Origin of the sequence: Pseudomonas sp. SO81 (assembly GCF_030374125.1) — a bacterium.
GTDB lineage: Bacteria > Pseudomonadota > Gammaproteobacteria > Pseudomonadales > Pseudomonadaceae > Aquipseudomonas.
Genome location: NZ_CP126126.1, coordinates 387,034 through 412,695, shown reverse-complemented (window position 1 = coordinate 412,695; position 25,662 = coordinate 387,034). Strand labels below are relative to the sequence as shown.

Annotated in this window: 24 protein-coding genes; 18 read left to right on the top strand and 6 right to left on the bottom strand. The window is 66.5% G+C overall.

The window, feature by feature from the left end; translation table 11 throughout:
- Positions 1-3 precede the first annotated feature (3 nt).
- The 8 genes from OH686_RS01885 to OH686_RS01850 all read left to right on the top strand — a co-directional run bounded on the left by OH686_RS01885 (position 4) and on the right by OH686_RS01850 (position 10,935).
- A complete protein-coding gene (locus OH686_RS01885; RefSeq protein ID WP_289535931.1) occupies positions 4-1,077 on the top strand; it encodes an AI-2E family transporter in 1,074 nt (357 codons plus the stop codon).
- 201 nt (positions 1,078-1,278) lie between these two features.
- Positions 1,279-2,868, top strand: coding sequence for a YdgA family protein (locus OH686_RS01880; RefSeq protein ID WP_289535930.1), 1,590 nt, complete (start codon positions 1,279-1,281; stop codon positions 2,866-2,868).
- Positions 2,869-3,112: 244 nt separating this feature from the next.
- Entirely contained in the window at positions 3,113-3,202 is a 90-nt protein-coding gene (kdpF, locus tag OH686_RS01875) for a K(+)-transporting ATPase subunit F (RefSeq protein WP_289535929.1), read from the top strand.
- Between the two features lie 8 nt (positions 3,203-3,210).
- Complete coding sequence (gene kdpA / locus OH686_RS01870) at positions 3,211-4,899, top strand: potassium-transporting ATPase subunit KdpA (RefSeq protein WP_289535928.1); 1,689 nt, start codon at positions 3,211-3,213, stop codon at positions 4,897-4,899.
- 12 nt (positions 4,900-4,911) lie between these two features.
- The gene (kdpB, locus tag OH686_RS01865; protein WP_289535927.1) at positions 4,912-6,960 is read left to right on the top strand and encodes a potassium-transporting ATPase subunit KdpB; all 2,049 of its coding nucleotides are present in this window, start codon (positions 4,912-4,914) and stop codon (positions 6,958-6,960) included.
- A gap of 51 nt (positions 6,961-7,011) precedes the next feature.
- Positions 7,012-7,587 (top strand): potassium-transporting ATPase subunit KdpC, encoded by a 576-nt coding sequence (kdpC, locus tag OH686_RS01860; RefSeq protein WP_289535926.1) that lies wholly within the window; start codon positions 7,012-7,014, stop codon positions 7,585-7,587.
- Positions 7,584-10,235, top strand: coding sequence for an ATP-binding protein (locus tag OH686_RS01855; RefSeq protein ID WP_289535925.1), 2,652 nt, complete (start codon positions 7,584-7,586; stop codon positions 10,233-10,235). The genes kdpC and OH686_RS01855 overlap by 4 nt, the downstream gene beginning before the upstream one ends.
- A 4-nt stretch (positions 10,236-10,239) precedes the next feature.
- Positions 10,240-10,935, top strand: a complete 696-nt coding sequence (locus OH686_RS01850; RefSeq protein WP_289535924.1) for a response regulator — start codon at positions 10,240-10,242, stop codon at positions 10,933-10,935.
- 7 nt (positions 10,936-10,942) lie between these two features.
- Here OH686_RS01850 and OH686_RS01845 read toward each other — a convergent pair whose 3' ends face one another.
- Entirely contained in the window at positions 10,943-11,947 is a 1,005-nt protein-coding gene (locus OH686_RS01845; protein ID WP_289535923.1) for a patatin-like phospholipase family protein, read from the bottom strand.
- 210 nt (positions 11,948-12,157) lie between these two features.
- Between OH686_RS01845 and OH686_RS01840 the strand changes: the two genes are divergently transcribed.
- From OH686_RS01840 to OH686_RS01810, 7 genes are all read left to right on the top strand, one after another.
- Positions 12,158-12,436, top strand: coding sequence for a lipoprotein (locus OH686_RS01840; RefSeq protein WP_137973010.1), 279 nt, complete (start codon positions 12,158-12,160; stop codon positions 12,434-12,436).
- Between the two features lies 1 nt (position 12,437).
- Positions 12,438-13,046, top strand: a complete 609-nt coding sequence (locus OH686_RS01835) for a flavin reductase family protein (RefSeq protein ID WP_289535922.1) — start codon at positions 12,438-12,440, stop codon at positions 13,044-13,046.
- Positions 13,047-13,279: 233 nt separating this feature from the next.
- Positions 13,280-14,197: an AAA family ATPase gene (locus tag OH686_RS01830; RefSeq protein WP_137973012.1), complete on the top strand. Its 918-nt coding sequence runs from the start codon at positions 13,280-13,282 to the stop codon at positions 14,195-14,197.
- Positions 14,167-15,156, top strand: a complete 990-nt coding sequence (locus OH686_RS01825; protein ID WP_502942764.1) for a DUF58 domain-containing protein — start codon at positions 14,167-14,169, stop codon at positions 15,154-15,156. Before OH686_RS01830 ends, OH686_RS01825 begins: the two co-directional genes overlap by 31 nt.
- Positions 15,153-17,141: a transglutaminase TgpA family protein gene (locus tag OH686_RS01820; RefSeq protein ID WP_289535921.1), complete on the top strand. Its 1,989-nt coding sequence runs from the start codon at positions 15,153-15,155 to the stop codon at positions 17,139-17,141. The genes OH686_RS01825 and OH686_RS01820 overlap by 4 nt, the downstream gene beginning before the upstream one ends.
- Positions 17,142-17,143: 2 nt before the next feature.
- The gene (locus OH686_RS01815) at positions 17,144-17,923 is read left to right on the top strand and encodes a CHAD domain-containing protein (protein WP_289535920.1); all 780 of its coding nucleotides are present in this window, start codon (positions 17,144-17,146) and stop codon (positions 17,921-17,923) included.
- Positions 17,924-18,018: 95 nt separating this feature from the next.
- Complete coding sequence (locus tag OH686_RS01810; protein ID WP_289535919.1) at positions 18,019-18,816, top strand: acyl-CoA thioesterase; 798 nt, start codon at positions 18,019-18,021, stop codon at positions 18,814-18,816.
- Here the strand turns inward: OH686_RS01810 and OH686_RS01805 are convergent.
- A complete protein-coding gene (locus OH686_RS01805) occupies positions 18,813-19,616 on the bottom strand; it encodes a TatD family hydrolase (RefSeq protein WP_289535918.1) in 804 nt (267 codons plus the stop codon). The genes OH686_RS01810 and OH686_RS01805 overlap by 4 nt on opposite strands.
- A 230-nt stretch (positions 19,617-19,846) precedes the next feature.
- Between OH686_RS01805 and OH686_RS01800 the strand changes: the two genes are divergently transcribed.
- Both OH686_RS01800 and OH686_RS01795 read left to right on the top strand, forming a co-directional pair.
- Positions 19,847-21,265, top strand: a complete 1,419-nt coding sequence (locus OH686_RS01800) for an MltF family protein (protein ID WP_289535917.1) — start codon at positions 19,847-19,849, stop codon at positions 21,263-21,265.
- Between the two features lie 107 nt (positions 21,266-21,372).
- Entirely contained in the window at positions 21,373-21,807 is a 435-nt protein-coding gene (locus tag OH686_RS01795) for a DoxX family protein (protein WP_289535916.1), read from the top strand.
- A 45-nt stretch (positions 21,808-21,852) separates the two neighbouring features.
- On the opposite strand, the gene OH686_RS01790 is transcribed toward OH686_RS01795, so the two are convergent.
- The 3 genes from OH686_RS01790 to thpR form a co-directional block, all read right to left on the bottom strand.
- Positions 21,853-22,887: a lipase secretion chaperone gene (locus tag OH686_RS01790; protein ID WP_289535915.1), complete on the bottom strand. Its 1,035-nt coding sequence runs from the start codon at positions 22,885-22,887 to the stop codon at positions 21,853-21,855.
- 55 nt (positions 22,888-22,942) lie between these two features.
- The gene (locus OH686_RS01785) at positions 22,943-23,884 is read right to left on the bottom strand and encodes a triacylglycerol lipase (protein ID WP_137973020.1); all 942 of its coding nucleotides are present in this window, start codon (positions 23,882-23,884) and stop codon (positions 22,943-22,945) included.
- Between the two features lie 269 nt (positions 23,885-24,153).
- Positions 24,154-24,651 (bottom strand): RNA 2',3'-cyclic phosphodiesterase, encoded by a 498-nt coding sequence (thpR, locus tag OH686_RS01780; RefSeq protein ID WP_289535914.1) that lies wholly within the window; start codon positions 24,649-24,651, stop codon positions 24,154-24,156.
- A gap of 166 nt (positions 24,652-24,817) precedes the next feature.
- Here thpR and OH686_RS01775 point away from each other — a divergent pair, with 166 nt between their 5' ends.
- Positions 24,818-25,129 (top strand): class I SAM-dependent methyltransferase, encoded by a 312-nt coding sequence (locus tag OH686_RS01775; protein WP_279866581.1) that lies wholly within the window; start codon positions 24,818-24,820, stop codon positions 25,127-25,129.
- Here OH686_RS01775 and greB read toward each other — a convergent pair.
- Positions 25,116-25,628, bottom strand: a complete 513-nt coding sequence (gene greB, locus OH686_RS01770; RefSeq protein ID WP_289535913.1) for a transcription elongation factor GreB — start codon at positions 25,626-25,628, stop codon at positions 25,116-25,118. The two genes, OH686_RS01775 and greB, sit on opposite strands and share 14 nt — an antisense overlap.
- Positions 25,629-25,662 lie beyond the last annotated feature (34 nt).

Genomic DNA, 25,662 nt, shown 5'->3' with positions numbered 1-25,662 from the left:
ACCATGCTGAACAATGATCGCCTGCTGGTGCAGATCCTTCTGCTGGCGCTACTCGGCGCCTGCGTCTGGGTGCTGGCACCGTTCTTCTCTGCGCTGTTCTGGGCCGCCGTGCTGGCCTTCGCCAGCTGGCCGCTGATGCGCCTGCTGACCCGCGCCCTGGATGGCCGGGAAAACACCGCCGCGGCCATCCTCACCGCGGGCTGGATGGTGCTGGTGGCGGTGCCGCTGGTGTGGCTGGGCTTCAACCTGGCCGACCATATCCGCGACGCCACCGAGCTGTTCAAGGACTTCCAGGGCGATGGCCTGCCGGACCCGCCCAGCTGGCTAGGCGGCCTGCCGCTGGTGGGCGATCGCCTGGTCAGCCTCTGGACGCGCATCGACGAGGAGGGCGCAGCCCTGCTCGCCACCGTTCGACCCTACCTGGGCCAGGTCGGCAACTGGCTACTGGCACGCAGCGCACAGATCGGCGGCGGCATGCTGGAGCTGGCCCTGAGCCTGGTGCTGGTGTTCTTCTTCTACCGCGACGGCCCGCGCATGGCGGCCTTCGTCCACAGCCTGCTGGAGCGTCTGATCGGCGATCGCGCCGAGCACTATCTGAGCCTGGTGGCGGGCACCGTGCAACGGGTGGTCAACGGCGTGATCGGCACCGCTGCCGCCCAGGCCCTGCTGGCGCTGATCGGTTTCTATATCGCCGGTGTGCCCGGGGCCCTGGTGCTGGGCATCATCACCTTCATCCTCAGCCTGATCCCCATGGGCCCGCCGCTGGTATGGATTCCCGCCACCGCCTGGCTGGTCAGCCAGGAGCATTACGGCATGGCGGTTTTCCTCGGCATCTGGGGCATGTTCGTCATCAGCGGCGTGGACAACGTGCTCAAGCCCTATCTGATCAGCCGCGGCGGCAACCTGCCGCTGGTGGTGGTGCTGCTCGGCGTGTTCGGCGGCATCCTGGCCTTCGGCTTCATGGGCCTGTTCCTCGGCCCGACCCTGCTGGCCGTGGCCTACAGCCTGCTCGGCGACTGGGTCGGCAACACGCCGCGGGTCGCCGCCGTGGATGAGGAACGCAAGGACGGGGAGTAGTTGGCATCCTGTGCAGAATTCTGCTCACCGTCCTTGGTGAGCGGAATGCCACGGTGATAGCCTTGTGCGGCTTTTCGGCTGGCATGGCCGAAGCCGGGCACCAGCCCCGCCTCAGACCGTGATGATCGGGTCCACAGAGGCCTCGCACGGTTCAGGGAAGAAAGACCAACACAACACAACGGACAATTTGCGAGTCATCCCATGAAAAAATCTGCAGGTATCGCAGTAGGCATCATCGTGGCCGTCGGCGCCCTCGGCACGGCCGGAGCCTGGTACACCGGCAACCAGCTGCCCACTGTGCTGGACGCATCGATCAAGCAGGTCAACGCCGACATGGCCAAGACCCTGCCGGCACTCGGTCTTGACGTTTCCGTCGAGCTGCTCTCGCTGGATCGTCATTTCTTCAACAGCGACGCGCGCTACCGCGTCAAGTTCAACGGCTCGCTGGACGGCGAGACCGCGCAGCAGCTGGAGTGGGTGATCACCGACCGTATCGAGCACGGTCCTTTCCCGCTGTCGCGCCTCAAGGCGTTCAAGCTGATGCCGGTCATGGCCACCAGCAACTACGCCCTGGAAGCCAACCCAGCCCTGGAAAAATGGTTCGCCGCCAGCAAGGGCGTCTCGCCGCTGGAAGGCCAGGCCAGCCTGGGCTACGACCAGTCCGTGGAAGGCACCGTGCGCCTGAACCCGCTGCAGCTGGCCCTGGATGAAGACAGCAACCTGGACTTCAGCGGCCTGACCGTCAACTTCGATACCTCTGCCGGCGCCAAGGAAATCGACGCCAGCGGCTTGATGGAAAGCGTCAAGGTCAGCTCGAAGCTGCCGTCCAGCGGCGAGCCGATGACCATCGAGTTCAAGGGCCTGACCCTGAACAGCCAGACCGCCAAGAGCGCCAGCGATTTCTACCTGGGCCAGAACGAGGTCAAGCTGCAGGTCGTCGAGGTCAAGGTCGGCGAAGCCGCTCCGGTGCTGCTGAAGGACTTCGTACAGCGCGACGAAACCAGCGAAGTCGACGGCAAGCTGGCCGGCCGCTCCACCTACAACGTCGGCATGGTCAGCTACCAGGGCCACGATATCGGCGGCCTGGAAATGATTTCCAGCGTGAAGAACGTCGACGCCGCTGCCCTGCAGTCGATGCTCGCCCTGTACAGCGACATCATCAAGAACACCGGCCAGCTGCAACAGGCCAGCCTGGCAGACGAGGCCAACCTGCCGGAGCTGAGCGAAGCGCAGCAGGCCCAGCTGATGGTGGACGTGGATAAGCTGCTGGCCGCCAAGCCGAGCGTTGCCCTGGAGAAACTGGCGTTCAAGACCGCCAACGGCGAAAGCAGCCTGAGCCTGGCCGTGGACCTGAACAAGCCCGAGTCCTTCGAGCTGCCGCCGGATCAACTGGCCAAGCAGCTGATCGCTCAGCTGGATGCCAAGGTCAGCGTTTCCAAGGCCATGATCGGCGACGTGATCGGTCTGCAGGCCACCATCGGCGGCGAGACCGACAAGGAAGCCGTCGCCCAGCAGGCCTCGATGATGACCGAGATGGCCAGCGGCATGGCCCTGTCCACCGAACTGGCCAAGCTGGAAGGTGACAACATCGTCACCAGCCTGCACTACGCCAACGACAAGGTCGACTTCAACGGCAAGCAGATGTCCGTCGAGGAGTTCGTCGCCATGGCCTTCGCCAGCGGCGCCGGCCTGGGTGGCATGGGCGGTGCGGACCTGGGCGCGGAAGAGCCCGCGATGGAAGGTCTGCAGCTGGAAGAGGAAGTCACCGAGGAAGAGGCTCCGGCCGAATAACCTTCGCAGGCGCCGAGAGGCCCGCATTTCCATTGGAGATGCGGGCCTTTTTGTTTTCAGGTGCAAATGTTCGGCTGCTAGCGCTGGCCTGACATCACCAGAGTGTCGGCCATGTCTCGGCCGCTGCGAACTGCGATCTTTACGCATTCTTTATCGCCCGCACACCGTTGCGGAATCGCTCCTTTACGCCGCCCGGACGAAGAATTCGCCCAAGGCGGCGTAGCCCGCATTACGGAGCGATCACATGGGCATTCTCGACGGGGTGTCCCTGGGCCTGGCCCTGGGGCTGTTCATCTATCTGCTGGTGGCGCTGCTACGCGCCGAACGCGGCTAGGAGGCCCCATGCAACTTCAAGACTACGGCCTGATCCTGGCCTTCTTCGTCCTGGTGCTGGCGCCCGCGCCCTGGCTGGGGCGCTACCTGTACCGTGCCATGGAGGGCGAGCGCACCCTGCTGACCCCACTACTGCGCCCGCTGGAACGGCTCTGCTACAAGGTCGCGGGCGTCGACGCCAAGTCCGATCAGGACTGGAAGACCTATGCCCTGGCGCTGCTGGCCTTCACCCTGGCCAGCCTGGTGCTGCTATTCGCCATTCTCCTGTTGCAGGGCCTGCTGCCGCTCAACCCGCGGCAGTTGCCGGGCCTGGAGTGGACCCTGGCGTTTAACACCGCGGTGAGCTTCGTCGCCAACACCAACTGGCAGGCCTACAGCGGTGAATCGGCGCTCAGTTATTTCAGCCAGATGGTCGGCCTGACCGTGCAGTACTTCGTCAGTCCGGCGGTGGGCCTGGCCATCCTGGTGGCCTTCGCCCGCGGCATCTCGCGCAAGTCCAGCGCTGGCATTGGTAACTTCTGGGTCGACCTGACCCGCGCCACGCTCTACGGCTTGTTGCCGTTCTGCGTGATCCTGGCGCTGCTGCTGGTCTGGCAGGGCGTGCCGCAGACCTTCATGGACTACGCCCAGGCCAAGACCCTGATGGGCACGGACCAGACCATCCCGCTCGGTCCTGCGGCCAGCCAGATCGCCATCAAGCAGCTCGGTACCAACGGTGGCGGCTTCTTCGGCGTGAACTCGGCGCACCCGTTCGAGAACCCCACGGCGCTGAGCAACCTGCTGGAGCTGGCGGCGATCATCCTGATTCCGGTGGCGCTGGTGTTCAGCTTCGGCCACTACGTCAAGGACCTGCGCCAGAGCCGCGCCATCCTGGCCAGCATGCTGATCCTGTTCGTTATCGGCCTGGGCATCACCCTTTGGGCCGAGTACCAGCCGAACCCGGCGCTGGCGGCGTTGCCGATCGAGCAGGCCGGCTCGCTGGAAGGCAAGGAGAGCCGCTTCGGCGTCGCCGCCTCGGCGCTCTGGGCGGTGACCACCACGGCCGCATCCAACGGCTCGGTCAACGCCATGCACGACAGCTTCAGCGCCATCGGCGGCATGATCCCGATGTTCAACATGATGCTCGGTGAGGTGATCTTCGGCGGCGTCGGCGCCGGCCTCTACGGCATGCTGCTGTTCGTGCTGATCGCTGTGTTCCTCGCCGGCCTGATGATCGGCCGTACCCCGGAATACCTGGGCAAGAAGCTGGAGCCCCGCGAGGTGCGCCTGCTGGTGGCGACCCTGCTGGTGATGCCGGTCGGTGTGCTGGTGTTCTGTGCCCTGGCGGTGAGCCTGCCGGGTCCTGCGGCCTCGATCAGCAACCCCGGCCCGCACGGTTTCAGCCAGGCGCTGTACGCCTACACCTCGGGCACTGCCAACAATGGCTCGGCCTTCGGCGGTTTCGGCGCTAATACGGCGTTCCACAACCTGCTGATCGGTCTGGCCATGCTGCTCGGGCGTTTCGGCTACATCCTGCCGATCCTCGCCATCGCCGGCAGCCTGGCGGCGAAGAAGCGGGCGCCGCTGGGCGACAACAGCTTCCCTACCCATGGCCCGCTGTTCGTCACCCTGCTGACCCTGACCATCCTGCTGGTCGGCGGCCTGACCTTCCTGCCCGCGCTGGCCCTGGGCCCGCTGGCCGAACACCTGGCGTTCTAAGGGAGAACCATCATGAATGCCCCAACCAGCGCGCCCAGTAGTGCCGTGCAAACCTCCAAGACCAGCTTCCAGGCGTTGTGGCAACCGGCGCTGAAACAGGCCTTCGTCAAACTCGATCCACGCCAGCTCAAGCGGGCGCCGGTGATGCTGGTGGTCGAGCTGACCGCCATCCTCACCACCGTGCTGTGTTTCCTTCCTGCGCAAGGCGTTAGCACCGGCCTGGCCGTGCAGATCGCCCTGTGGCTGTGGTTCACCGTGCTTTTCGCCAACTTCGCCGAGGCCCTGGCCGAGGGCCGCGGCAAGGCCCGCGCCGACAGCCTCAAGGCCGGTAGTCAGGGCCTGACCGCGCGGCGCAAGGTCGGCGCGCAGTTCCAGGCAGTGGCCGCCAGCCAGCTGCGTCGTGGCGATATCGTCCGCGTCGAGGCCGGCGAGCTGATTCCCGGTGACGGCGAGGTGATTGAAGGTATCGCCGCGGTCAATGAGGCGGCCATCACCGGTGAGTCGGCGCCGGTGATCCGCGAGTCCGGCGGCGACCGCTCGGCGGTCACCGGCAACACCCGCGTGGTGTCGGACTGGCTGCTGGTGCAGATCACCGCCAACCCGGGCGAGTCGACCCTGGACCGCATGATCGCCCTGGTCGAGGGCGCCAAGCGGCAGAAGACGCCGAACGAAGTGGCGCTGGACATCCTGCTGATCGGCCTGACCCTGATCTTCCTGCTGGTGGTGGCCACCCTGCAGCCGTTCGCCCGCTACGCCGGCGGCGACCTGCCACTGGTGTACCTGGTGGCGCTGCTGGTGACGCTGATTCCGACCACCATCGGCGGCCTGCTCTCGGCCATCGGCATTGCCGGCATGGACCGCCTGGTGCGCCTCAACGTGATCGCCAAGTCCGGCCGCGCCGTGGAAGCGGCGGGGGACGTGCACACCCTGCTGCTGGACAAGACCGGCACCATCACCTTCGGCAATCGCCGTTGCAGCGTGCTGGTCAAGACGCCGGGCGTCAACGGTCGCGACCTGGCCGAGGCGGCGCTGCTGGCCTCGCTGGCCGACGACACGGCCGAGGGCAAGTCCATAGTCGAATACCTGCGCGGCCTCAGTCCGGTGGAGGCACCGGAGCGTGGTTCGGTACGCGGCATCGCCTTCAGCGCCGAGACGCGCCTGTCCGGCGCCGACTGGAATGGCCGCAGCTTCCGCAAGGGCGCCGTGGACGCGGTGCTGCTGTACCTGGGCATGACTCGTGAGGAGATGCCCGAGCACCTGGCGCGCGAGGTCGACAAGATCGCCCAGAGCGGCGGCACGCCGTTGCTGGTGGCCGGCGACAGTCGTCTGCTCGGCGCCATCCACCTCAAGGACGTGGTCAAGCCGGGCATCCGCGAGCGCTTCGCCGAGCTGCGCCAGCTGGGCATCCGCACCGTGATGGTGACCGGCGACAACCCGCTGACCGCCGCCGCCATCGCCGCCGAGGCCGGCGTGGATGACGTGATCGCCGAGGCCACGCCGGAGAAGAAGCTGCAGCGCATCCGCAGCGAGCAGGCCGACGGCAAGCTGGTGGCCATGTGTGGCGACGGCGCCAACGACGCCCCGGCGCTGGCCCAGGCCGATGTCGGCCTGGCGATGAACGACGGCACCCAGGCCGCCCGCGAGGCCGCCAACCTGGTGGACCTGGACTCGGACCCGACCAAGCTGCTGGATGTGGTGCAGGTGGGCAAGGAGCTGCTGGTGACCCGTGGCGCGCTGACCACCTTCTCGGTGGCCAACGACGTGGCCAAGTACTTCGCCATCCTCCCGGCGCTGTTCGCCGGCATCTACCCGCAACTCGGCATGCTCAACGTCATGCAGCTGCACAGTCCGCAGAGCGCCATCCTCTCGGCCATCGTGTTCAACGCGCTGATCATCATCGCGCTGATCCCCCTGGCCCTGCGTGGCGTGCGCGTGCAGGCGGCGGATTCGATCAGCCTGTTGCGACGCAACCTGCTGATCTATGGCCTGGGAGGCATCCTCGCGCCCTTCGTGGGCATCAAGCTGATCGACGTGCTGCTGACCAGCCTCGGCCTGGTCTGACCCCGAGCCGCCCCGGCTGCCGGGGCGGCCCCGAATTACTGGAGAAACGACATGCTCAAGCAACTCCGTCCGGCCCTGGGCATTCTCGGTCTGATGACCCTGATCACCGGCGTGGCCTATCCGCTGCTGGTCACCACCGTGGCCCAGGTGGCCTTCCCCGAGCAGGCCAACGGCAGCCTGCTGCTTGACGAGCAGGGCAAGCTGCTCGGCAGCGCGCTGCTGGCGCAGAACTTCGAAGGCGCGCAGTGGTTCCAACCGCGGCCCTCGGCCGCCGGTTTCGCCACCGTGGCCAGCGGCGCCAGCAACCTGGCGCAGAGCAACCCGGCCCTGGCCGAGCGCGCCGCCAAAGATGCCCAGCGCCTGTTGGGCGAGGGCACTGCACCGGTGCCGCTGGAGCTGGTCACCACCTCGGCCAGCGGCCTCGACCCGCATCTGTCACCGGCCGCCGCGCGCTGGCAGGTAGCACGCATCGCCGCTGCCCGGCATCTGCCAAGTGCCAGTCTTGAGCGGCTGATCGAGCAGCACACCGAGCGTTCGCTGGTGGGCCCCGACGTGGTCAACGTGCTGGCGCTGAACCTGGCGCTGGCGGACAATCGCGCCTTCGCCTTCAACGAGAGCACTCCATGAGTGATGCGCTACGCGCCGATGCATTGCTGGCCGAGATGCCCCGCGAGGGCCGCGGCCGGCTGAAGGTCTTCCTCGGCGCGGCCCCCGGCGTAGGCAAGACCTACGCCATGCTGCAGGCGGCTCAGGCGCAGGTGCGCCAGGGAGTAGACCTGCGCGTCGGCGTGGTCGAGACCCACGGCCGCTCGGAGACCGAGGCGATGCTCGCCGGTCTGCCGCAGCAACCGCTCAAACGCGTGGAATACCGCGAGCGGCCGCTGCAGGAGATGGATCTCGATGGACTGCTGGCCAGGCCGCCGCAATTGGTACTGGTGGACGAGCTGGCCCACAGCAACGCTCCCGGCAGCCGCCACGCCAAGCGCTGGCAGGACGTGCAGGAGCTGCTCGGTGCCGGCATCGACGTGTACACCACGGTCAACGTGCAGCACCTTGAGGCGCTCAACGACCAGGTGCGCGGCATCACCGGCGTGCAGGTGCGCGAGACCCTGCCGGACTGGGTGCTGCAAGAGGCCGACGAGATCCTGCTTATCGACCTGCCGCCGCGCGAACTGCTCGAGCGCCTGCGCGAGGGCAAGGTCTACGTGCCGGAACAGGCCCGTGCGGCCATCGACGCGTTCTTCTCGCAGACCAACCTCACCGCCCTGCGTGAGCTGGCCATGCACACCGCCGCCGCGCGAGTGGATGCCGACCTCAACCGCCGCTATCGCCAGCAGGGCCAGGAGGCACCGAGCGTGCGCGGCCGCCTGCTGGTCGGCATCGACGGCGATGGCCAGGCCGAGCGCCTGGTGCGCCACGCCAGCCGGGTGGCCGAACGTCGCCACCTGCCCTGGTCGGTGGTGCATGTGGACACCGGTGGCCCGCGCAACGAGGAGCGCCTGGGCAACCTGCAGGCGGCCCAGCAGCTGGCCGAGCGCCTGGGCGGCGAGGTGGTCAACCTGCGTGCCGGCGAAGTGGCCAGTACCCTGGTCGCGCATGCTCAGGAGCGCCGCGCCAGCCTGATCCTGGTCGGTCGCAGCCGCCAGCGCCTACGTCGTCGCTGGCATGTCGGCCGAGGTCTGGCCGAGCGCCTGCTGGCTGCCGGCAAGGGCCTGGAGATCAGCGTGCTGGACACCGAGGTGGAGCTGGCTCCGGCCCGGCCACGAGCCCGCGAGTCGCTGGCCTGGCGCGACTATCTGCTGGCGGCGCTGGCGACTGCCGTGGCCAGCAGCGCGGCGCTGGGCCTGGCGCACTTCATCCAGTTGCCCAACATCTCGCTGGTCTTCCTCGCCGCCGTGCTGGTGGTGGCGGTGCGCAGTTCCCTGGGCCCGGCGCTGCTCTGCGCCGGCCTGTCGTTTCTGGCCTACAACCTGCTGTTCATCGAGCCGCTGCTGTCGCTGAAGATCGCTCGCCAGCAGGACGTGCTGACCCTGCTGTTCTTCCTGCTGATGGCCGGCCTGACCGGCAACCTGGCCAGCCGCCAGCGCCGCCAGCTGCAGGCCCTGCGCCAGACCCAGGCGGAGACCACGGCGCTGCTCGAGCTGTCGCGCAAGCTCACCGTGGCCACCGACCGCCAGGCGGTGTTCTCCGCCGCCACCCAGCAGTTCGGCCTGTGGCAGGAGATCGAGATCAGCCTGCAGTCGCGTGATCGCGACGGTGTGTGGAAGGTCGAGGCCGGCGTGCAGCGCCTGCTCACCGAACAGGAGCGTGCCGCCGCCGACTGGTCCTGGCAGCAGTTGCAGCCCTCCGGACTGGGTACCGGCACCTTGCCGGGCGGGCGCTGGTGGTGGTGGCCGCTGGCCGGCGAGGAGGGGCCGCTGGCCATGCTCGGCGTGGCGCCGAAGAATGGGCGGCCGCTGAGCCCGGAGCAGCGCCGCCTGATCGCCGCCCTCGGCCAGCCGCTGGCCCAGGCCCTGGAGCGCGCCCAACTGGCGGCGGACCTGGAGGCGGCGCGTCTGCATGGGCAGACCGAGGAGCTGCGCAGTGCGCTGCTGGCCTCGGTATCCCACGACCTGCGCACGCCGTTGACAGCCATGCGCGGCTCCATCGACAGCCTGCTGGCCCTGGGCGAGCAGATTCCCCTGGCCGACCGCCGCGAGCTGCTGGAAGGCACCCGCGACGAGGCCGAACGTTTGGATCGCTATATCCAGAACCTGCTGGACATGACCCGCCTGGGACACGGCGGCCTCAAGCTGGCGCGCGACTGGGTGGCGCCAGCGGACATAGTCGCCAGCGCCGTGCAGCGCCTGCGTCCGGTGCTGGCGCCGCTACAGGTGGAGCTGCAGGTGCCGGCCGAGCTGCCGCTGCTGTATGCCCACGCGGCGCTGATCGAGCAGGCGCTGGTCAACGTGCTGGAGAACGCCGCGCGCTTCTCGCCGGCCCAGGGCCGCCTGCGGGTGAGCATCGCCAGCGACGAGGGCGAGCTACGCTTCGCCGTCAGCGACCAGGGCCCCGGTATTCCGCAGGCCGAGCGGGAGAAGATCTTCGATATGTTCTACACGGCGGCGCGTGGCGACCGCGGCGGCCAGGGCACCGGACTGGGCCTCGCGATCTGCCAGGGTATGGTCGGTGCCCACGGCGGCAAGGTGACGGTAGGCGAGGGGCTGGACGGGCGCGGCGCGACCCTGACCCTGCACCTGCCGTTACATGCGCAACCGCAGCTCGAGGAAGAATAGGGCGATGGCGAATAACGCAACGACCATCCTGGTGATCGACGACGAGGCGCAGATCCGCAAGTTCCTGCGCATCAGCCTCAGCGCCCATGGCTATCGGGTGCTGGAAGCCGGCAACGGCGGCGAGGGCCTGGCTCAGGCGGCGCTGGAGCGTCCGGACCTGGTGGTGCTCGACCTCGGCCTGCCGGACATGGATGGCCAGCAGGTTCTGGGCGAGTTGCGCGAGTGGTCGCAGGTGCCGGTGCTGGTGCTCTCGGTGCGCGCCAGCGAGGGCGAGAAGGTCAAGGCCCTGGACGGCGGCGCCAACGACTATGTGACCAAGCCCTTCGGCATCCAGGAATTCCTCGCCCGGGTGCGCGCGCTGCTGCGCCAGGGCAATGGCAGTGAACCCCAGGAGGCCTCCGCGCAGAGCGGCCCGTTGCAGGTGGACTTCGCCTATCGGCGGGTGACGCTGGAGGGCGCCGAGGTGGCGCTGACCCGCAAGGAATACGCGGTGCTGGCCATGCTCGCCCGACATCTGGGGCGGGTGGTGACCCAGCAGCAACTGCTCAGGGACATCTGGGGGCCGACCCATGTCGAGGACAGCCACTACCTGCGCGTGGTGGTCGGCCATCTGCGGCAGAAGCTCGGCGACGACCCGGCGGCGCCGCGCTTCATCGTCACCGAGGCGGGGGTCGGCTACCGCCTGCTGGAGGTGCAGTGACCCCGCGTCAGCCGTGGTCGCGTTCGTACCTGTCCAGGGTGTCGCTGGCGATCTGCCGGCCGAGCTGGATCAGCTCCGGCGCCTTGTGGAACTCGAAGAAGCGGCAGACCCGCTTGGGCACGTTGATCAGTATGTCTGGCGGATAGCCGGCGATCTTGTACTGGGCCAGCGAGGTCTGCATGGTCTCGAAGCTCTGGTTGACCAGCTCCAGCAGCGAGGCCGGGCCGACATTGCCGAGCACCCGGGAATCGCTGGCCGACTTGGGCGCGGCTTCCTCCGTGGTCTTGGGCACGCGGCTGTCGTCCAGCCAGGGGTTGGGCGCCGCGGGCTCGGCCGGCAGTTGATCTTCGTCCTCGTCGTCGCGCCGCAGGAATGGCAGCTTCGCGCTGATCGAGCCCATCAGCTGGTCGATCTTGCCCTTGATCGCCGCCGGCCGCTCGATCACCGGCAGGCTGTACTGCTTCTGGTTCAGGGCGTTGAGGTTGACCGCGACGATCAGGTCGCAGTGGCTGGAGACCACCGGCACGATCGGCAGCGGGTTGAGCAGGCCGCCGTCGACCAGCATGCGCGAGCCCTGGATGACCGGGGTGAACAGGCTGGGGATGGCCGCCGAGGCGCGCATGGCCTTGTGCAGGCAGCCTTCCTGGAACCAGATTTCCTGCTGGTTGGTGAGGTCGGTGGCGACCGCCGTGTAGGGAATCGCCAGCTGCTCGATGTCGATCTCTCCGACTATCTCGTGGATCTTGCCGAACACCTTCTCGCCGCGGATGGCGCCGAGGCGGAAGCTCACGTCCAGCAGGCGCAGCACGTCCAGGTAGTCCAGGCTCTCCGTCCATTCGCGGTATTCGCTGAGCTTGCCGGCGGCGTAGATGCCGCCGATCACCGCGCCCATCGAGCAGCCGGCGATGCAGCCGATCTCGTAGCCACGGGCTTCCAGTTCCTCGATCACGCCGATATGCGCATAACCCCGTGCGCCGCCGGAGCCCAGTACCAGGGCCACTCTCTTGCTCATTGCCGATCTCCCCACCAATGCCGCGAACATACCCGTCCAGAGCGGTTGCGCCAAGCCGGCATTTGCTCTGCTCGGCGGGCGGGGAGCGTGCGCAGGAGCAGAATTGAACGGCTAATTTTTCGCGGCCGCACTAGAATCCAGACTCCTTGTGACCGGGCACTTTGCCGTTGCGCTGACGTCCAAGCCGGTACCAGCATTCAGGAGAACATCATGCAAAAGACCATCCTCATCGCCTCGTTGCTGCTGGCCCTGACCGGTTGCGCGGCCAAGACCGCCTACCGCGACAGCTGCGCCAGTCAATCGAACGCCGCCTGGCGCGAACTGGACTTGGCCAAGGCCGAAGGTTTCGCTGGCACGGTCAGCTACTCCAAGGCACTGACCCTGCTGACCGGGGCCAAGACCTCGCAGCAGTTCGAGGGCTACGAGAGCTGCACCAAGAACGCCGAGAAGGCGCGCTTCTATATCCGCGAATCGCGCGCCGGGCGTTGATATGCAGCTGGATTTCACCGCGCTGACCCCGCTGGAAGCCTATCGCTGGCTGGCCTCCACCGTCACCCCGCGGCCGATCGCCTGGGTTTCCAGCCGTTCGCGGGAGGGCATCGACAACCTGGCTCCGTTCAGCTTCTTCCAGGTGATCAGCGACCAGCCGCCGACCCTGATGGTGAATGTCGGCAACCGCGCCGACGGCAATCTCAAGGACACCCTGCGCAATGCCCAGGACACCGGCGAGTTGGTGATCCAGCTGGTCGGCATGGCCCAGGCCGAAGCGATGAACGCCTCATCGGCCAGCCTGGCGCATGGGCACAGCGAGTTCCTGCATTTCGATATCGCCACACAGCCGTCGCTGCGGGTGGCGCCGCCGCGGGTGCTGGGCGCACCGGTGGCCTTCGAGTGCCGGGTGGCGGAGATCCAGCCCTATCCACGCCAGGCGCCGAGCTGCCACCTGATCTTCGCCGAGGTGCTGCTGGCGCATGTCGACGACGCTGTGCTCGACGCGAATGGCCGTATCGACCCCGCCAGGCTCGACCTGGTCGGCCGCCTCGCCGGCAGCGGCTATACCCGCACCCGCGACGTCTTCCATATGCAGCGCCCGGCCTGAGAATCTGTGCAAAGTCGCTGCGCTTCGGCCATGCGTCGTTAAACACAGGCTCGGACTGCTCATTTACCACTCGTAAACTCCGCGTCCTCGCCTGTGTTTGCCTAGCCTGGCTCTAGCTCGCGTGACTTTGCACAGGTTCTAAACTGCCGCACAGTTTCATGAGCAACTGTTTCGCGGTGCTTTGCCCGGTCCGTGTTGACCAGTAGCATCGACGGATCGAACAGGAGCGAATGATGCGGACGAAACTGGATGCGGTGCTGCATGAGGTGAATCAGGTGCTGCTGGGCAAGGAGCCGCAGGTGCGCCTGGCGCTGACCTGCCTGCTGGCCCGCGGGCACCTGCTGATCGAAGACCTGCCCGGCATGGGCAAGACCACGCTCAGCCAGGCCCTGGCACGGGTGCTGGGGCTGAGCTTCCAGCGTATCCAGTTCACCTCCGACCTGCTGCCCGGCGACATTCTCGGCACCTCGGTGTTCGACAAGGACAACGGGCAGTTCGTTTTCCACCCCGGGCCGATCTTTGCCGAGCTGGTGCTGGCCGACGAGATCAACCGCGCCACGCCGAAGAGCCAGAGCGCGCTGCTGGAGGCGATGGAGGAGGGGCAGGTGACCATCGAGGGCGCGACCCGGCCACTGCCGGAGCCGTTCTTCGTCATTGCCACGCAGAACCCGGTCAGCTCCGGCGGCACCTTCGCCTTGCCGGAGTCGCAGCTAGACCGCTTCCTCATGCGTCTGTCGCTGGGCTATCCGGCCAAGGCGGCAGAGAAGGCCCTGCTGCTGGGCGAGGCACGACGGGAGTTGCTGCCCAAGCTGGAACCCCTGCTCGACCACAGCGAGCTGGCGGCGATCCAGGCGCTGATTCCTCAGGTGCGCGCCAGCGATGCTCTGGTCGACTATGTGCTGCGCCTGGTCGAGGCCACCCGCAGCGAGCCGCAGTTCGCCTGGGGCCTGTCGCCACGGGCCAGTCTGGCGCTGCTGGCGGCAGCACGTGCCTGGGCCTTCCTCGCCAACCGTGAGTACGTGATTCCCGAGGATGTGCAGGCGGTGCTGCCGGCCGTGGTCGGTCACCGTCTGCGCGAGCGCGCCGACCCGGCCGGGCATGGCGGCGGCGCGCTGGTGCAATGGCTGCTGCGCGAAGTCTCGGCGGTGTGATGCTGCCGACTTCGCTCAAGGCCCGCTGGCGGCGCTGGGTGGTCCGGCGCATCCCGGCGGCGTCGCAGGTGCAGCTCAACCAGCGGCGCATCTTCATCATGCCCGACCGCGTGGGGGCCGCGTTCTCGCTCGCCTTGGTGCTGATGCTACTGGCCGGCATCAACTACGAGAACAGCCTGGCCTACGGCCTGACCTTCCTGCTGGCTGCGGTGTTCGTGGTCGCCATCCTGCATACCTACCGCAATTTCGCCGGCTTGATCCTCAAGGCTGGGGCCAGCGGCGCAGTTTTCGCCGGTGAGCAGGCGCGCTTCAAGGTGCGTCTGGAAAGCGATGGCCGCGCCCACCAGGCCGTTGGCCTTGGCTGGCCGCCGCAGCCGTTGCAGATCATGGACGTACCGGCCAATGGTCAGCGCGAATGCGAGCTGAGCCTGCCGGCCCTGCGCCGTGGTTGGCTACGCCCGGAACGCATGCGGGTGGAGAGCCACTTCCCCCTGGGGATTCTGGTGGCCTGGAGCTGGGTCGATCTGGATCAGGCGGTGCTGGTCTATCCGCGCCCACTCGAGGGTGACCTGCCGCTGGCCGTTGGCGGTGATGCCGACGAAGAGGACGAGGGGCGCAAGGCTGCGGGGCAGGGCGCTGATGACTATCAGGGCCTGCGCAGCTATCAGCCCGGCGACTCGAAGCGCCGTCTGCACTGGAAGGCCTTCTCACGGGGCCAGGGTTTGCTGGTTAAGGATTTCGCCGCACTGGCCGGGCGCGATCTGTGCCTGGATTTCCAGGCCCTCGGTGGCGATGCCGAGGAGCGACTGTCGCGCCTGTGCTACTGGGTACTGCAGCTCGACGGCCGCCAGCAGCCCTACGGGTTGCGCCTGCCGGCTGTGGAGTTGGCGCCGGACTTCGGCGAGGCCCATCGCGAGGCGTGTCTGCGCGCATTGGCGCTCTATGGTGAGCGGTCATGACGGCAGTCCAACCAATTCCGCGTATCGCCCTGACCTGGCTGCTGGTGGCTCAGGTGTTGGTGATACTGCCCCATCTGCTGCATCTGCCGCTGTGGATCATCGGCCTATGGCTGGCCTGCGCCGGCTGGCGAGTACAGGTGTTCCGCATGCGGGCGCGCTTTCCGACCGGACTGGAAAGAGGCGTGTTGGTGGTTGCGACTGGCGCCGCCGCGTTTTTCTCCCGTGGCAGTCTGATCGGGCTGGACGGTGGCGTGCTGCTGCTGGTGGCTACCTTCATTCTCAAACTGGTGGAGCTGCGTAGCCGGCGTGATGCGTTGGTGCTGATCTTCCTTGGCTTCTTTGTGGTGGTCACCGGCTATCTGTTCGATGACGGCCTGCTCTCGGCGCTCTACAGCCTGTTGCCAGTCACGGCGCTGCTGGCTGCGCTGATAGGCATGCAGCAGAGCAGCCTGGCCGATCAACCGGCCGCGACGGTCAAACTGGCGGCATCGCTGATGCTGCAGGCGGTGCCGTTGATGCTGCTGCTGTTTCTGTTCTTTCCGCGCATGGGGCCGCTGTGGAGCCTGCCTAACCCACAGAAGGCGTTGACGGGGTTGTCCGACAGCATGTCTCCGGCCGATGTGGCAGAGCTCAGTCAGTCGTCGGCTCTGGCATTTCGGGCCAGCTTCGATGGCGCTGCCCCAGAGCGTCGAGATCTATATTGGCGTGCATTGACCCTGGAGCATTTCGACGGCCGCCGCTGGTCTCAATCCTGGGGAGCACAGCAGCGAGCCCAGCCTCAGTGGGTCAGGAAGGGGAAGGCGCTCGATTACACCATCATCATGCAGCCTAGCGGGGCGCCCTGGTTGTTCACATTGGACGTTGGCCAGACCAATCTGGAAGGCGCCATGCTGATGAGCGACTTTCGCCTAGAGCGGAAACGCCCGGTTACGCAGAACTTGCTCTATCAAGTGCGATCCTGGCCTGGCGCTGTGCGTGAGCCGGTCTTGTCGCCGGTGGTGCGGCGCAGCGCGTTGCAGCTACCTGACGCAGGCGATCCACGCAGCCGTGAGTGGGGTCGCCAGCTGAGGCGTGAGCATCCTGATACTCAAGAATTGGTTGGCGCGCTGCTGCAGCACTTCAATCGCGAACCGTACAGCTACACCCTGAAGCCACCAGCTGTCGGGCGGGATAGCGTCGATGAATTTCTGTTCCGCACCCGCAGTGGCTTTTGCGCCCACTATGCCGGTGCTATGACTTTCGTGTTGCGCGCTGCCGGTATTCCTGCGCGGATAGTCACCGGCTATCAGGGAGGAGAGTTCAACGGTGATGGCAGTTACCTTTCGGTCAGGCAGTTGGATGCGCATGCCTGGGTGGAGTACTGGCAGGAGGGGCGTGGCTGGCGCAGTGTCGATCCGACTTTCCAGGTGGCGCCTGAGCGCATCGAGCTGGGAGCCGAGCAGGCATTGGCGGATGACGATGCTTTCTTGGGAGATTCCCCATTCTCTCCTTTGCACTATCGAGATGTCGCTTGGATCAACCAGATGCGATTGATGTGGGAAGACATCAACTACAACTGGCAACGCTGGGTGCTGGGGTACCGCAGCGAGCAGCAGCTCGGGCTGCTACAGCGTTGGTTCGGTTCTCTCGATTGGCAGCGTGTGGCTCTGGTGATAGTGGGTAGCGGTGGACTACTTCTGGGCCTGCTGGCGCTCTGGCTGTTCAAACCCTGGCAACGCGAGCGCGATCCGCAGCAGCGGCTCCTGCAGCGCTATGAGGCCTTGCTGTTGCGGCACGGTGTGCGTCGTGACAAGGGAGAGGGCGTGCACGCTTTTGCTGCACGGGCGGCAGGGCTGATGCCGTTGCAGGCGCGAGCGATTTCCGACTTCGCTCGCGCCTTCGAGGCTCAGCGCTACGCGGGACAGCCGCATTCGACTGATCAGCTTAAAGCTCTGCTGCGACGCCTGCGTCGCGAGCTGCCCTGGCGTATGCGGAAGGATAGCTAGGTATGGCGAAATTCCAGCGAGAGCTGCGCGAGCGAATCATCGAGCTCCAGATAAGCCTGCTTGCCTGTATCGCCCGATTGCAGGTTCAGACGGACGACGAGGCTCTGCATGACCTGCGCATCGCCCTGCGCCGCCTGCGCAGCCTGTTGCGGCCACTGCGCAGCGAGAAACTGTGCTTAGCCCTGGAACAGGCGGCTGGAGCTTTGGGCGATGCCAACGGCCCATTGCGCGATCTCGAGGTATTGGCGAGCGAACTGGAGCGGCGCGGTCAGCCACTCGCCGCCCGGCGCCGGCGAGCTCATCTGGCGCAAAGCTACGCCCGCTTGCTGGAAGGTCTGCCGCTAAGGCGGCTGCTAATCCTGCTCGACGAATGGCCCGAGGATCAGCGCCAGGCCGTGCGCAGCGGAGAGTGGCAGGCCCAAAGCAAAGCGGTGGTCAGGTACATGCACAAGCAGGGCCGGCAGCTCGCCGAGGCATTGCGCGACCCCGCGCATGACCGGCACCGTCTGCGCCTGCTGATCAAGCGCCTGCGCTACTGCAATGAGGCCTGGCCGCAACGTGCGCATCTGCACTCCGCGGTGCCCAAGGCGCTGCGTAACGCCCAGAGCGCCCTCGGCGACTGGCATGACCACTGGCAATGGCTGCAGCGCCTGCAAACCGAGCCGGACCTGGCGCCCTGTGCTGAAGTCTGGCGCGAGCGTCTACAGCAGGCCGAGGCCGACGCCGATCTGGCCCAGCAGGTGCTGCTGGAGCATTTCCCGGAAGCCCCGGCGCAGAGCTGAATGCTCGGCAATATCGCCGCTGAATTGGCCGCTCAGTCCCTCCCGCGGCGGCGCGCTTTTCTCTAAGCTTCAGTCTGTATGAAAGGAGATTGCGCATGACCTTCGCTGAACTGATCCACGCGGTGCATACCCATCCGCAGCATGTCGTTGTTCCCGGCCTGTGGGGCCAGGGGCGTGCCACCTTTGGCGGCCTGGTGGCGGCCATGGTCTACGAGGCGATGCGCCTCAAGGTGCCGGCGGGGCGCCCGGTGCGTTCGCTGTCCATCACCTTCGTCGGCCCCATGCTGATGGGCGAGCCGGTCGCGTTCGAGGTGGAGATCCTGCGCGAGGGCAAGTCGGTCAGTCAGGTGGTGGGGCGGGCGGTACAGAACGGCGCGGTGGTGGCCATGGCCCAGGGCAGCTTCGGCGCCTCGCGTGCCTCTGCCGTGCGCGTGGAAGCCGAGGCGGCGCCGGCCATGAAGGCAGTGGAAGAATGCCAGGAGCTGCCCTATCTGGCCGGTGTCACGCCGGAGTTCACCCGCTTCCTGGCCATGCGCTGGGGCGAGGGCGGCATGCCCTTCACCAACAACCCGTCGCGCCATATGGGCGGCTGGGTGCGGCTGCGCAGCGACGTGAGCCACGACAAGGTCACCGAGGCCCACCTGCTGGCGCTGGTGGATGCCTGGCCGCCGGCGGTGCTGTCGCACCTGAGCACGCCGGCCCCCGGTAGCTCGCTGACCTGGACCATCGAGTTCGTTCACCCGATCCCCAGCCTGACTACCCACGACTGGTGCCTGTACCGTGCCGAGATCGAACATGCCCTCGACGGCTACGGCCACATCGCCGCAAGGCTGTGGACGCCCGACGGCCAGCTGCTGGCCCTCAGCCGGCAGACCACCACGGTATTCGACTAAACCTCCGGCAGCCCGAAGAAGGCCCTGGCCGTGGCGGTGCTGTGCGCCGCCAGCGCCTCCAGGCTCTCGCCACGGTGCAGGGCCACCTCGCGCAGTACTTCGGTGAGGAAGGCCGGCTCGTTGTGCCCGCTCTTCGGCTTCGGCCGCAGGCTGCGGGGCAGCAGATAGGGCGCATCGCTCTCCAGCATCAGGCGGCCGGCCGGAATGTCGCGCATTAGCGGGTGCAGATGAGTGCCACGGCGCTCGTCGCAGATCCAGCCGGTGATGCCGATGTGCAGGTCCAAGTCCAGATAGCCATACAGCGCGGCCTTCTCGCCGGTGAAGCAGTGCACCACGGCGGCCGGCAACTGATCGCGGAACTGGCGCAGGATGGCGATCAGGCGCTCGCCGGCCTCGCGCTCGTGCAGGAATACCGGCATCTGCAGCTCCACGGCTAGCGCCAGCTGTTCCTCCAGGGCTTTCTCCTGCTGCGGTCGCGGCGAGAAATCACGGTTGAAGTCCAGCCCGCATTCACCTACGGCACGCACCGGCGCCTCGGCCAGCAGCGCGCGCAGCTGGCGGGCGCTGTCGGCGTTCCACTGGCTGGCATCGTGGGGATGCACGCCCGCCGTGCTGAACAGCTGCAGGCCGCTTTCGTCCAGATCCCGGCAGAAGTTCAGCGCCTGTTCGCTCTCTTCCAGGCTGGTGCCGGTCAGCACCAGTTGGCAAACGCCGGCCGCGCGGGCGCGAGCGAGTACCGCGTCACGCTCCCGAGCGAGGCTGGGGTGGGTCAGATTGACGCCGATGTCGATGAGTTGCATGGTGCTACCCTCACAAGCCGAGCGGGGCAGCATACCAGAGCCTTGCTTCCCGTAATAAAGCAAGTAATTACAGGTAGTTATGTATGCTTGTTAATGTTTATTACCAGCTCGAGCTGGCGGATTGAAAGCCGCTGTGCCAACCTCCGCGCCCCTCGCGGCGGAACCATCCGTCGCCAGGATGCTCTCAGACGACCGGGCCAAGCCGTGACCCGGTTTCACCCGGAGGTCCGATGACGCGAGCGTTGCTGTTCCTGCTCTGCTGCCTGGCAATTGTCCCGGCCCATGCTCGTCTGAGCGGCCTGGGAGGCAATCTGCCGCATGCGGGCAGCCAGCGCGACCTCGCCGAGATCCGCAAGAGTGGCGAGCTACGCGTGCTGGTCAACCAGAGCCGCAACAGTTCCGCCGAGATCAAGGGCCAGGCCATCGGCCTCGAATACCAGCGCCTGCGTGCCTTCGGTCAATACCTCAACCGAAATGCCCGCGATGGTCGTGACCTGCGTTTGAAGATCATCCCCAAGCCCAAGGATCAGCTGGTCGCCGCCCTGCAGAAGGGCGAGGGCGATCTGGTGGCTCCCGGCGAGTTGCTCGATGCCCATCCGGGCCTCGGCATCAGCGCCAGCGCGGCGATCCGCAGCGACGTGCCGCTGGTGGTGGTGGGCAATCGGCGTAACCGCCACTACAAGCAGCTGCAGGACATGTCCGGGCGCAGCCTGACGCTGCCGGTGGGCAGCGCCGTCAGCGATGCCCTGCGCGAGGTCAATCAGCAGCTGGCCCAGCACAAGAAGCCGCCGATAGTGGTGGAGTGGGCCGACTCCAGCCTGGCCGTCGAGGATGTGCTGGAGATGGTCCAGGCCGGCATCTATCCCTGGACGGCGGTGGAGCTGCCGATCGCCGAGCGTTGGCAGAAGGTCATGCCGGGGCTGCGTATCGAACGGCAACTGGTGGTGGGCGAGAAGGGCGACATGAGCTGGTTCGTGCGCCGTGAGTCACCCATGCTGCGCGCCAGCGTCGACCGCTTCCTTGCCGGCTACCGGGCGCCGAGCGACCAGGATTCGGCGTTCCAGCGCGTCTATCGGCGCTCCTACAAAGTACGCAACCCGATAGTGACCCGAGCCGACCGGCAACGCCTGGAGCGAGTTCGCAGCGTGCTGCAGAAGCACGGCGAGAAGCAGGATCTGGATTGGCTGCAGCTGGCCGCCGTGGCCTACAAGGAATCCACCCTCAACCCGGCGGCGCGGGGTGCTTCAGGTGCCACCGGACTGATGCAGATCACCCCGGCGGCGGCGCGCAGCGTGGGCGTCGGCAATATCCAGGCGCTGGACAACAACGTGCTGGCCGCCACCCGCTACATGGCGCGTATCCGCCGCGAGTTCTTCTCCAGCCGGCAGATCGCCGAAGCCGAGCGCATGGCCTTCGTTCTGGCCGCCTACAACATGGGGCCGCAGCGCGTGCAGGGCCTGCGTGCCGAAGCCCGGCGCCGCGGGTTGAACCCCAACCGCTGGTTCTTCCAGGTGGAGCGGGTGGCCATGGAGCAGATGGGCATGGGCGTGGTCAGCTACGTCAACGCGGTGAACAAGTACTACCTTGCCTATGATCGGGAGCGCTTTCTGCTGGAACCGCAGAAGCAAAAGCTCATTAGCAGTGATTGATCGAATTATCTGATTTTTATAAGCGCAAATTTGCGCTTTCATGATCGTTAAATTCGAATAATATGTGCCTCACCAACCCAAACAACTCCTCCACAAGGAACTGGCACATGAACAAGCTGATCACCACTCTGATGTCCTCCAACGCCGGCTACGGCATCACCCTGCTGCGCGTCGTCACCGGCCTGACCTTCGCCGCTCACGGCGCACAGAAGCTGTTCGGCTGGTTCGGTGGCTACGGCCTGGAAGGCGTCGCCCAGTGGATGGAAAGCATCGGCATCACCCCTGGCTACCTGATGGCCGCGCTGGCCGGTAGCGCCGAGTTCTTTGGCGGCCTGGCCCTGGTGGTCGGCCTGCTGGTTCGCCCGGCTGCGGTTTCCCTGCTGGTCTCCATGGTGGTTGCCGCGGTGACCGTGCACTGGGCCAACGGCTTCTTCATCACCAACAACGGCTTCGAGTACGCCATGATCCTCGGCCTGATCAGCGCCGTGCTGATTATCGAAGGCGCCGGCAAGCTGTCTCTGGATCGCGCCATCGCTCGCTGATTCGACCGCCAGTAAAGAGGCCCGCCATCGCGGGCCTTTTTGCGTTCAGAGCTTTTTCTCCCGGCTCTCGGCCAGTTGCTCGGCGGCTTCCAGGCGCAGGCGCTCGCGCTCGTCGAAACGCTCCGCTGCCAGGCTGGCGATGGCGCTCTGCCTGTCCGTTTCGCTGAGCCCGCTGTTGGCTTCGATGCGGGCCTTTTCCTGGCGATAGCCGTTGAGCCGCTGTTGCCATTGCTGGCGCTGCTGGTCCAGCGCTTCCAGGCGTGCGGTGGCTTCGGCGCCGACCAGCTGCAGGCGCAGCTGCTGGATCTGCGCCGGGCTGGCGCCTTCGGCCTGCAGGACGGCCGTCTGTTGGCGCAGTTCGGCCTGCAGTTGCGGCACCACCATTTCCTGCAGCTCTTCCGGCAGCCCGGCGCGCAGGCGGTCCATGGCCTCGGCTTTCTGCTGGTCGTTCAGCGACTGGTCGTGGCGGATCGCCAGGCGCTGCAGAGTGAACTGGTTGTAGGCCTCTTCCTGGGCGAAGAACGCCTGGTGCGCCTCGGCGCTGAACAGGCTGGCTCGCAGGTTCTGCACCGCCTGCTCGCGCTGGCGCATGGCGTCCAGGCTGGCCATCTGCGGCAGGTCCTTCTCCAGCTGGATCAGTTGGCGCTTGTAGTCCAGATACTGCGCCAGCAGGGCCAGAGCCTGGCCTTCCGCCGGCTCGTCGAGCTGGCTGCGCACGTAGGCCTGCAGCCGCTCGATGCTGACCTTGATGCTCTCTTCGCCATAGGCGCTGAGGAAGTAATCGAAGATGCGTCGGATATCGATGCTGATGAGCAGTTTGCCGTTGGCGTCGACGCGGAACTGGCCATCCACCTGGGTGCCGGCGAAGGAGGGCGGTAGCGGGGCGATACCGGCGGTCAGTGCCGGCGGTTGCTGTGCTGCCTGTTCCGGTTGTGGCGGCGCCAGCGGCGCAGGGGCCTCGGCCGGCGTCTGTTGCGGCGCAGGTGGTTGGCCTTGTGGGGCAAGCGGATTGAAATAGAGGGTAGCGGCGACGCCCGCCCCGATCAGCAGGGGCACGGCCAATAACAGTGGCTTGTTCACGGCGAGACTCGGCAGGAGAAAAACATCGGGGCCCGAGCGGGCCCCGATCAATGGCTCAGAGGCCGGCCAGCTTGAGGCGGTTGGCCTGCTGGCGGTACACGGTGACCGGGTCGGTCTCGAACAGGCTGGTCAGGCCAAAGGTCTGATTGACCTCGTCGAGGTGGTTCATCCGGTAGTTGTCGCGGATGACCTTGCCCAGGTGCGAGCTGCAGCGGCCGACCAGGCCATCGTTGGCCTCGTCGAAGGTCAGCGAGCTGGCGCCCATCAGAACGTCACTGACGTCCAGAATGTTGGTCAGCGGGCTGGTGCCGCTCCAGGAGTAGTAGCTGACGCCGTTGACCTTGTAGGCGCCTTCGCCACAGGAGCTGGTCGGAATGCCCTGCGGGTACTTGGCGTTGAATGCCGCCGCGCCCTGGCTGTTGAGCGACTCGAGGGCACCCAGGGCATTTTGCGGGGTGGTGCTGGGGCTGCCGGAGAGGAAGTTGATCAGCGCGCCCAGGCCGTTGACGATACCGGCGACCAAGGCCTCACCGGCCGAGCCCGGCGGAATCTGGCGCAGGAAGTCGGCGGTGTCTGAGCCCTTGTGCGGCGCGCCGACGCTGGTGACCGAGGCGATCAGGTCCGGGCGGATGGCGGCGACGTAGCGGATGGTCGGGCCACCATGGCTGTGGCCAACCAGATTGACCTTGCCCTTGCCGCTGATGGCGGCGATTTCTTCCACCTGGTCGAGCAGCTCTTCGCCACGCAGCTCGGAGGTATTCAACTGGCTAACTTCGGTGATGTAGACGCTGGCACCGTCCGAACGCAGGGACGAGGGGATGCCGTACCAGTAATCGATGCCGAGGATGCTGTCGAAACCGAGCATGCCGTGGGTGAGTACGATCGGATACTTGGTCTTGGTGTAGCCGGTGGAGCCGAACAGGCCGGCGTCGGCTTGGCCGGACAGCAGCAGGCTGCTTCCGACAAAGAGGGCGAGCAGAGTCTTCTTATTATTCATGGGGTGCTCTCGAACGGTGAGATAGGCAGTGATCCGTCCTTGCGTCAGCCACCCGCTTCCCTCCTGGATGCGGTACTGCAGCAGGAGCTGAAGGGCATGAACTGTGCCAATAACGGCGCATTTAGAACAAAGGCTCTAAACGGGCGTTTGCGGCGCAGGCCGCATGGCTCAAAGGTTGCCGCTTCGGTTAGGTATTGTTACCTAGGGAAACAGGCCCCCCCTCCCAGGGAGGGTGACCGCTGCTTGCAGCTCTGCCGTGGCTGACCGGATCAGCCCAATGGCCAAGTTGCCAGTGGCAGATAGCGACCCTGCTCGGAGCGGTACAGCGCCAGTTCCTCAGGCCGCCAGGCAAAGCACGGCGAGTCGACCTGCATTGGCAGGCAACTATCGCGCGCCAGCGTCAGATGCGGGCGGTAGGTGCGAGGATCGCTGGGCAGCCCGGCTTTGCCGAGTAGCCGAGCGAGGCCGCTGGCCAGTGCCAGCAGCTCGGCAGGCGGCTGGCAGGGTGCCAGGTGCAGCAGGCCGCCATGCCAGCAGTCGAGGCGGTCCAGCTGTAGGTCGAAGGCCAGCTCGCGCAACGGCAGCCGCGGCGGCAGTTCTTCCAACAGCGCCAGCGCGCTCTCGGGCAGATGGCCGAGAAAGGCCAGGGTCAGGTGCAGGTTGGCGCTCGGAACCGGTCTGCCTGGGATGGCCAGCTGTAGGCGCCAGGCATCGATCTGGGCGGCGATCGACGGTGGACAGGGCAGGGCGAAGAACAGTCGCAGCATGAGCTTACCTTGACAGCCTCGGACGGCATTTTTAGGATCACACCCCATAGCGCCGATTTAAGAGCAACTTGCGGGGCGCTGCCCGGTTGGGCGAATACCGCTAAAGCGCTGGCCGGTGTCGCCTCCCACCGCAGTCCGGCAGGACTATGAGGCTGAGACTGCATCCATGAGCTGCCCGCGCACCCATCTGTATTTTTCCCCTTTGCCGCGTACCGCGGTCAATCGCCATCCGCATGTGTTGCTGGTCGGCAGCCATCAACCGCGTCTGCTCAAGAGCCTGGAAGGCTGGCCCAAGCAGTGGTCCGGAGCACGCAACTTCCTTATCCGCTTCGCCGGTGCCAGCGCGCAGGATCTGGCCCGTCTGCCGGCGGATGCCTTCGATCTGGTGGTGGTCGGCGTGGAGGCGCAGCCGGTCAACGACGAGCTGATCGGCCAACTGGTGCGGGTCGCTCGCCAGGGCCTGATCAGCCTGCGCTGAGCGCCGGATAGTCGATGGCGGTGATGTAGAACTCCTGCTCCCCGCCGGGCGTCTGTACCCTCACCTCGGCGTCCAGCGCCTTGCCCACCAGGGCGCGGGCCAAGGGTGAGTCGATGCTGATCAGCCCCAGCTTGAGGTCCAGTTCGTCGGGGCCGACGATGCGGTAGCGCGACTCGTTGCCGTCCTCGTCCTCCAGCGTCACCCAGGCCCCGAAGTAGACCTTGTTCGGATCGGCCGGCTGGGTGCCGACCACCTTGAGGTTCTCCAGGCGCTTGGTGAGGAAGCGCACGCGGCTGTCGATCTCGCGCAGCATCTTCTTGCCGTAGATGTACTCCGCGTTTTCCGAACGATCGCCGAGGGCGGCCGCCTCGCTGACCGCCTGGGTCACCTGCGGCCGGCGTACGTGCCACAGTTCATGCAGCTCGGCGCGCAAGCGCGCCTCGCCTTCGGGGGTGATCAGCGGGGTTCCTGCGGTGCGGGGTGGTCGATAGCGGCTCATGATGTTCGTGAAGTCTGGAGGTCGGGCGATTCTA

What these genes read in the sequence shown, in the direction of transcription:
- OH686_RS01805 (WP_289535918.1), bottom strand. Translation starts at nt 19,616, where the DNA reads ATGCAACTCATCGACATCGGCGTCAATCTGACCCACCCCAGCCTCGCT.
- OH686_RS01775 (WP_279866581.1), top strand. Translation starts at nt 24,818, where the DNA reads ATGAGCTGCCCGCGCACCCATCTGTATTTTTCCCCTTTGCCGCGTACC.
- OH686_RS01810 (WP_289535919.1), top strand. Translation starts at nt 18,019, where the DNA reads ATGACCTTCGCTGAACTGATCCACGCGGTGCATACCCATCCGCAGCAT.
- greB (WP_289535913.1), bottom strand. Translation starts at nt 25,628, where the DNA reads ATGAGCCGCTATCGACCACCCCGCACCGCAGGAACCCCGCTGATCACC.
- thpR (WP_289535914.1), bottom strand. Translation starts at nt 24,651, where the DNA reads ATGCTGCGACTGTTCTTCGCCCTGCCCTGTCCACCGTCGATCGCCGCC.
- kdpF (WP_289535929.1), top strand. Translation starts at nt 3,113, where the DNA reads ATGGGCATTCTCGACGGGGTGTCCCTGGGCCTGGCCCTGGGGCTGTTC.
- OH686_RS01845 (WP_289535923.1), bottom strand. Translation starts at nt 11,947, where the DNA reads ATGAGCAAGAGAGTGGCCCTGGTACTGGGCTCCGGCGGCGCACGGGGT.
- OH686_RS01885 (WP_289535931.1), top strand. Translation starts at nt 4, where the DNA reads ATGCTGAACAATGATCGCCTGCTGGTGCAGATCCTTCTGCTGGCGCTA.
- OH686_RS01800 (WP_289535917.1), top strand. Translation starts at nt 19,847, where the DNA reads ATGACGCGAGCGTTGCTGTTCCTGCTCTGCTGCCTGGCAATTGTCCCG.
- OH686_RS01840 (WP_137973010.1), top strand. Translation starts at nt 12,158, where the DNA reads ATGCAAAAGACCATCCTCATCGCCTCGTTGCTGCTGGCCCTGACCGGT.
- OH686_RS01795 (WP_289535916.1), top strand. Translation starts at nt 21,373, where the DNA reads ATGAACAAGCTGATCACCACTCTGATGTCCTCCAACGCCGGCTACGGC.
- OH686_RS01835 (WP_289535922.1), top strand. Translation starts at nt 12,438, where the DNA reads ATGCAGCTGGATTTCACCGCGCTGACCCCGCTGGAAGCCTATCGCTGG.
- OH686_RS01880 (WP_289535930.1), top strand. Translation starts at nt 1,279, where the DNA reads ATGAAAAAATCTGCAGGTATCGCAGTAGGCATCATCGTGGCCGTCGGC.
- OH686_RS01825 (WP_502942764.1), top strand. Translation starts at nt 14,167, where the DNA reads ATGGCTGCTGCGCGAAGTCTCGGCGGTGTGATGCTGCCGACTTCGCTC.
- OH686_RS01855 (WP_289535925.1), top strand. Translation starts at nt 7,584, where the DNA reads ATGAGTGATGCGCTACGCGCCGATGCATTGCTGGCCGAGATGCCCCGC.
- kdpB (WP_289535927.1), top strand. Translation starts at nt 4,912, where the DNA reads ATGAATGCCCCAACCAGCGCGCCCAGTAGTGCCGTGCAAACCTCCAAG.
- kdpC (WP_289535926.1), top strand. Translation starts at nt 7,012, where the DNA reads ATGCTCAAGCAACTCCGTCCGGCCCTGGGCATTCTCGGTCTGATGACC.
- OH686_RS01815 (WP_289535920.1), top strand. Translation starts at nt 17,144, where the DNA reads ATGGCGAAATTCCAGCGAGAGCTGCGCGAGCGAATCATCGAGCTCCAG.
- OH686_RS01830 (WP_137973012.1), top strand. Translation starts at nt 13,280, where the DNA reads ATGCGGACGAAACTGGATGCGGTGCTGCATGAGGTGAATCAGGTGCTG.
- OH686_RS01850 (WP_289535924.1), top strand. Translation starts at nt 10,240, where the DNA reads ATGGCGAATAACGCAACGACCATCCTGGTGATCGACGACGAGGCGCAG.
- kdpA (WP_289535928.1), top strand. Translation starts at nt 3,211, where the DNA reads ATGCAACTTCAAGACTACGGCCTGATCCTGGCCTTCTTCGTCCTGGTG.
- OH686_RS01820 (WP_289535921.1), top strand. Translation starts at nt 15,153, where the DNA reads ATGACGGCAGTCCAACCAATTCCGCGTATCGCCCTGACCTGGCTGCTG.
- OH686_RS01785 (WP_137973020.1), bottom strand. Translation starts at nt 23,884, where the DNA reads ATGAATAATAAGAAGACTCTGCTCGCCCTCTTTGTCGGAAGCAGCCTG.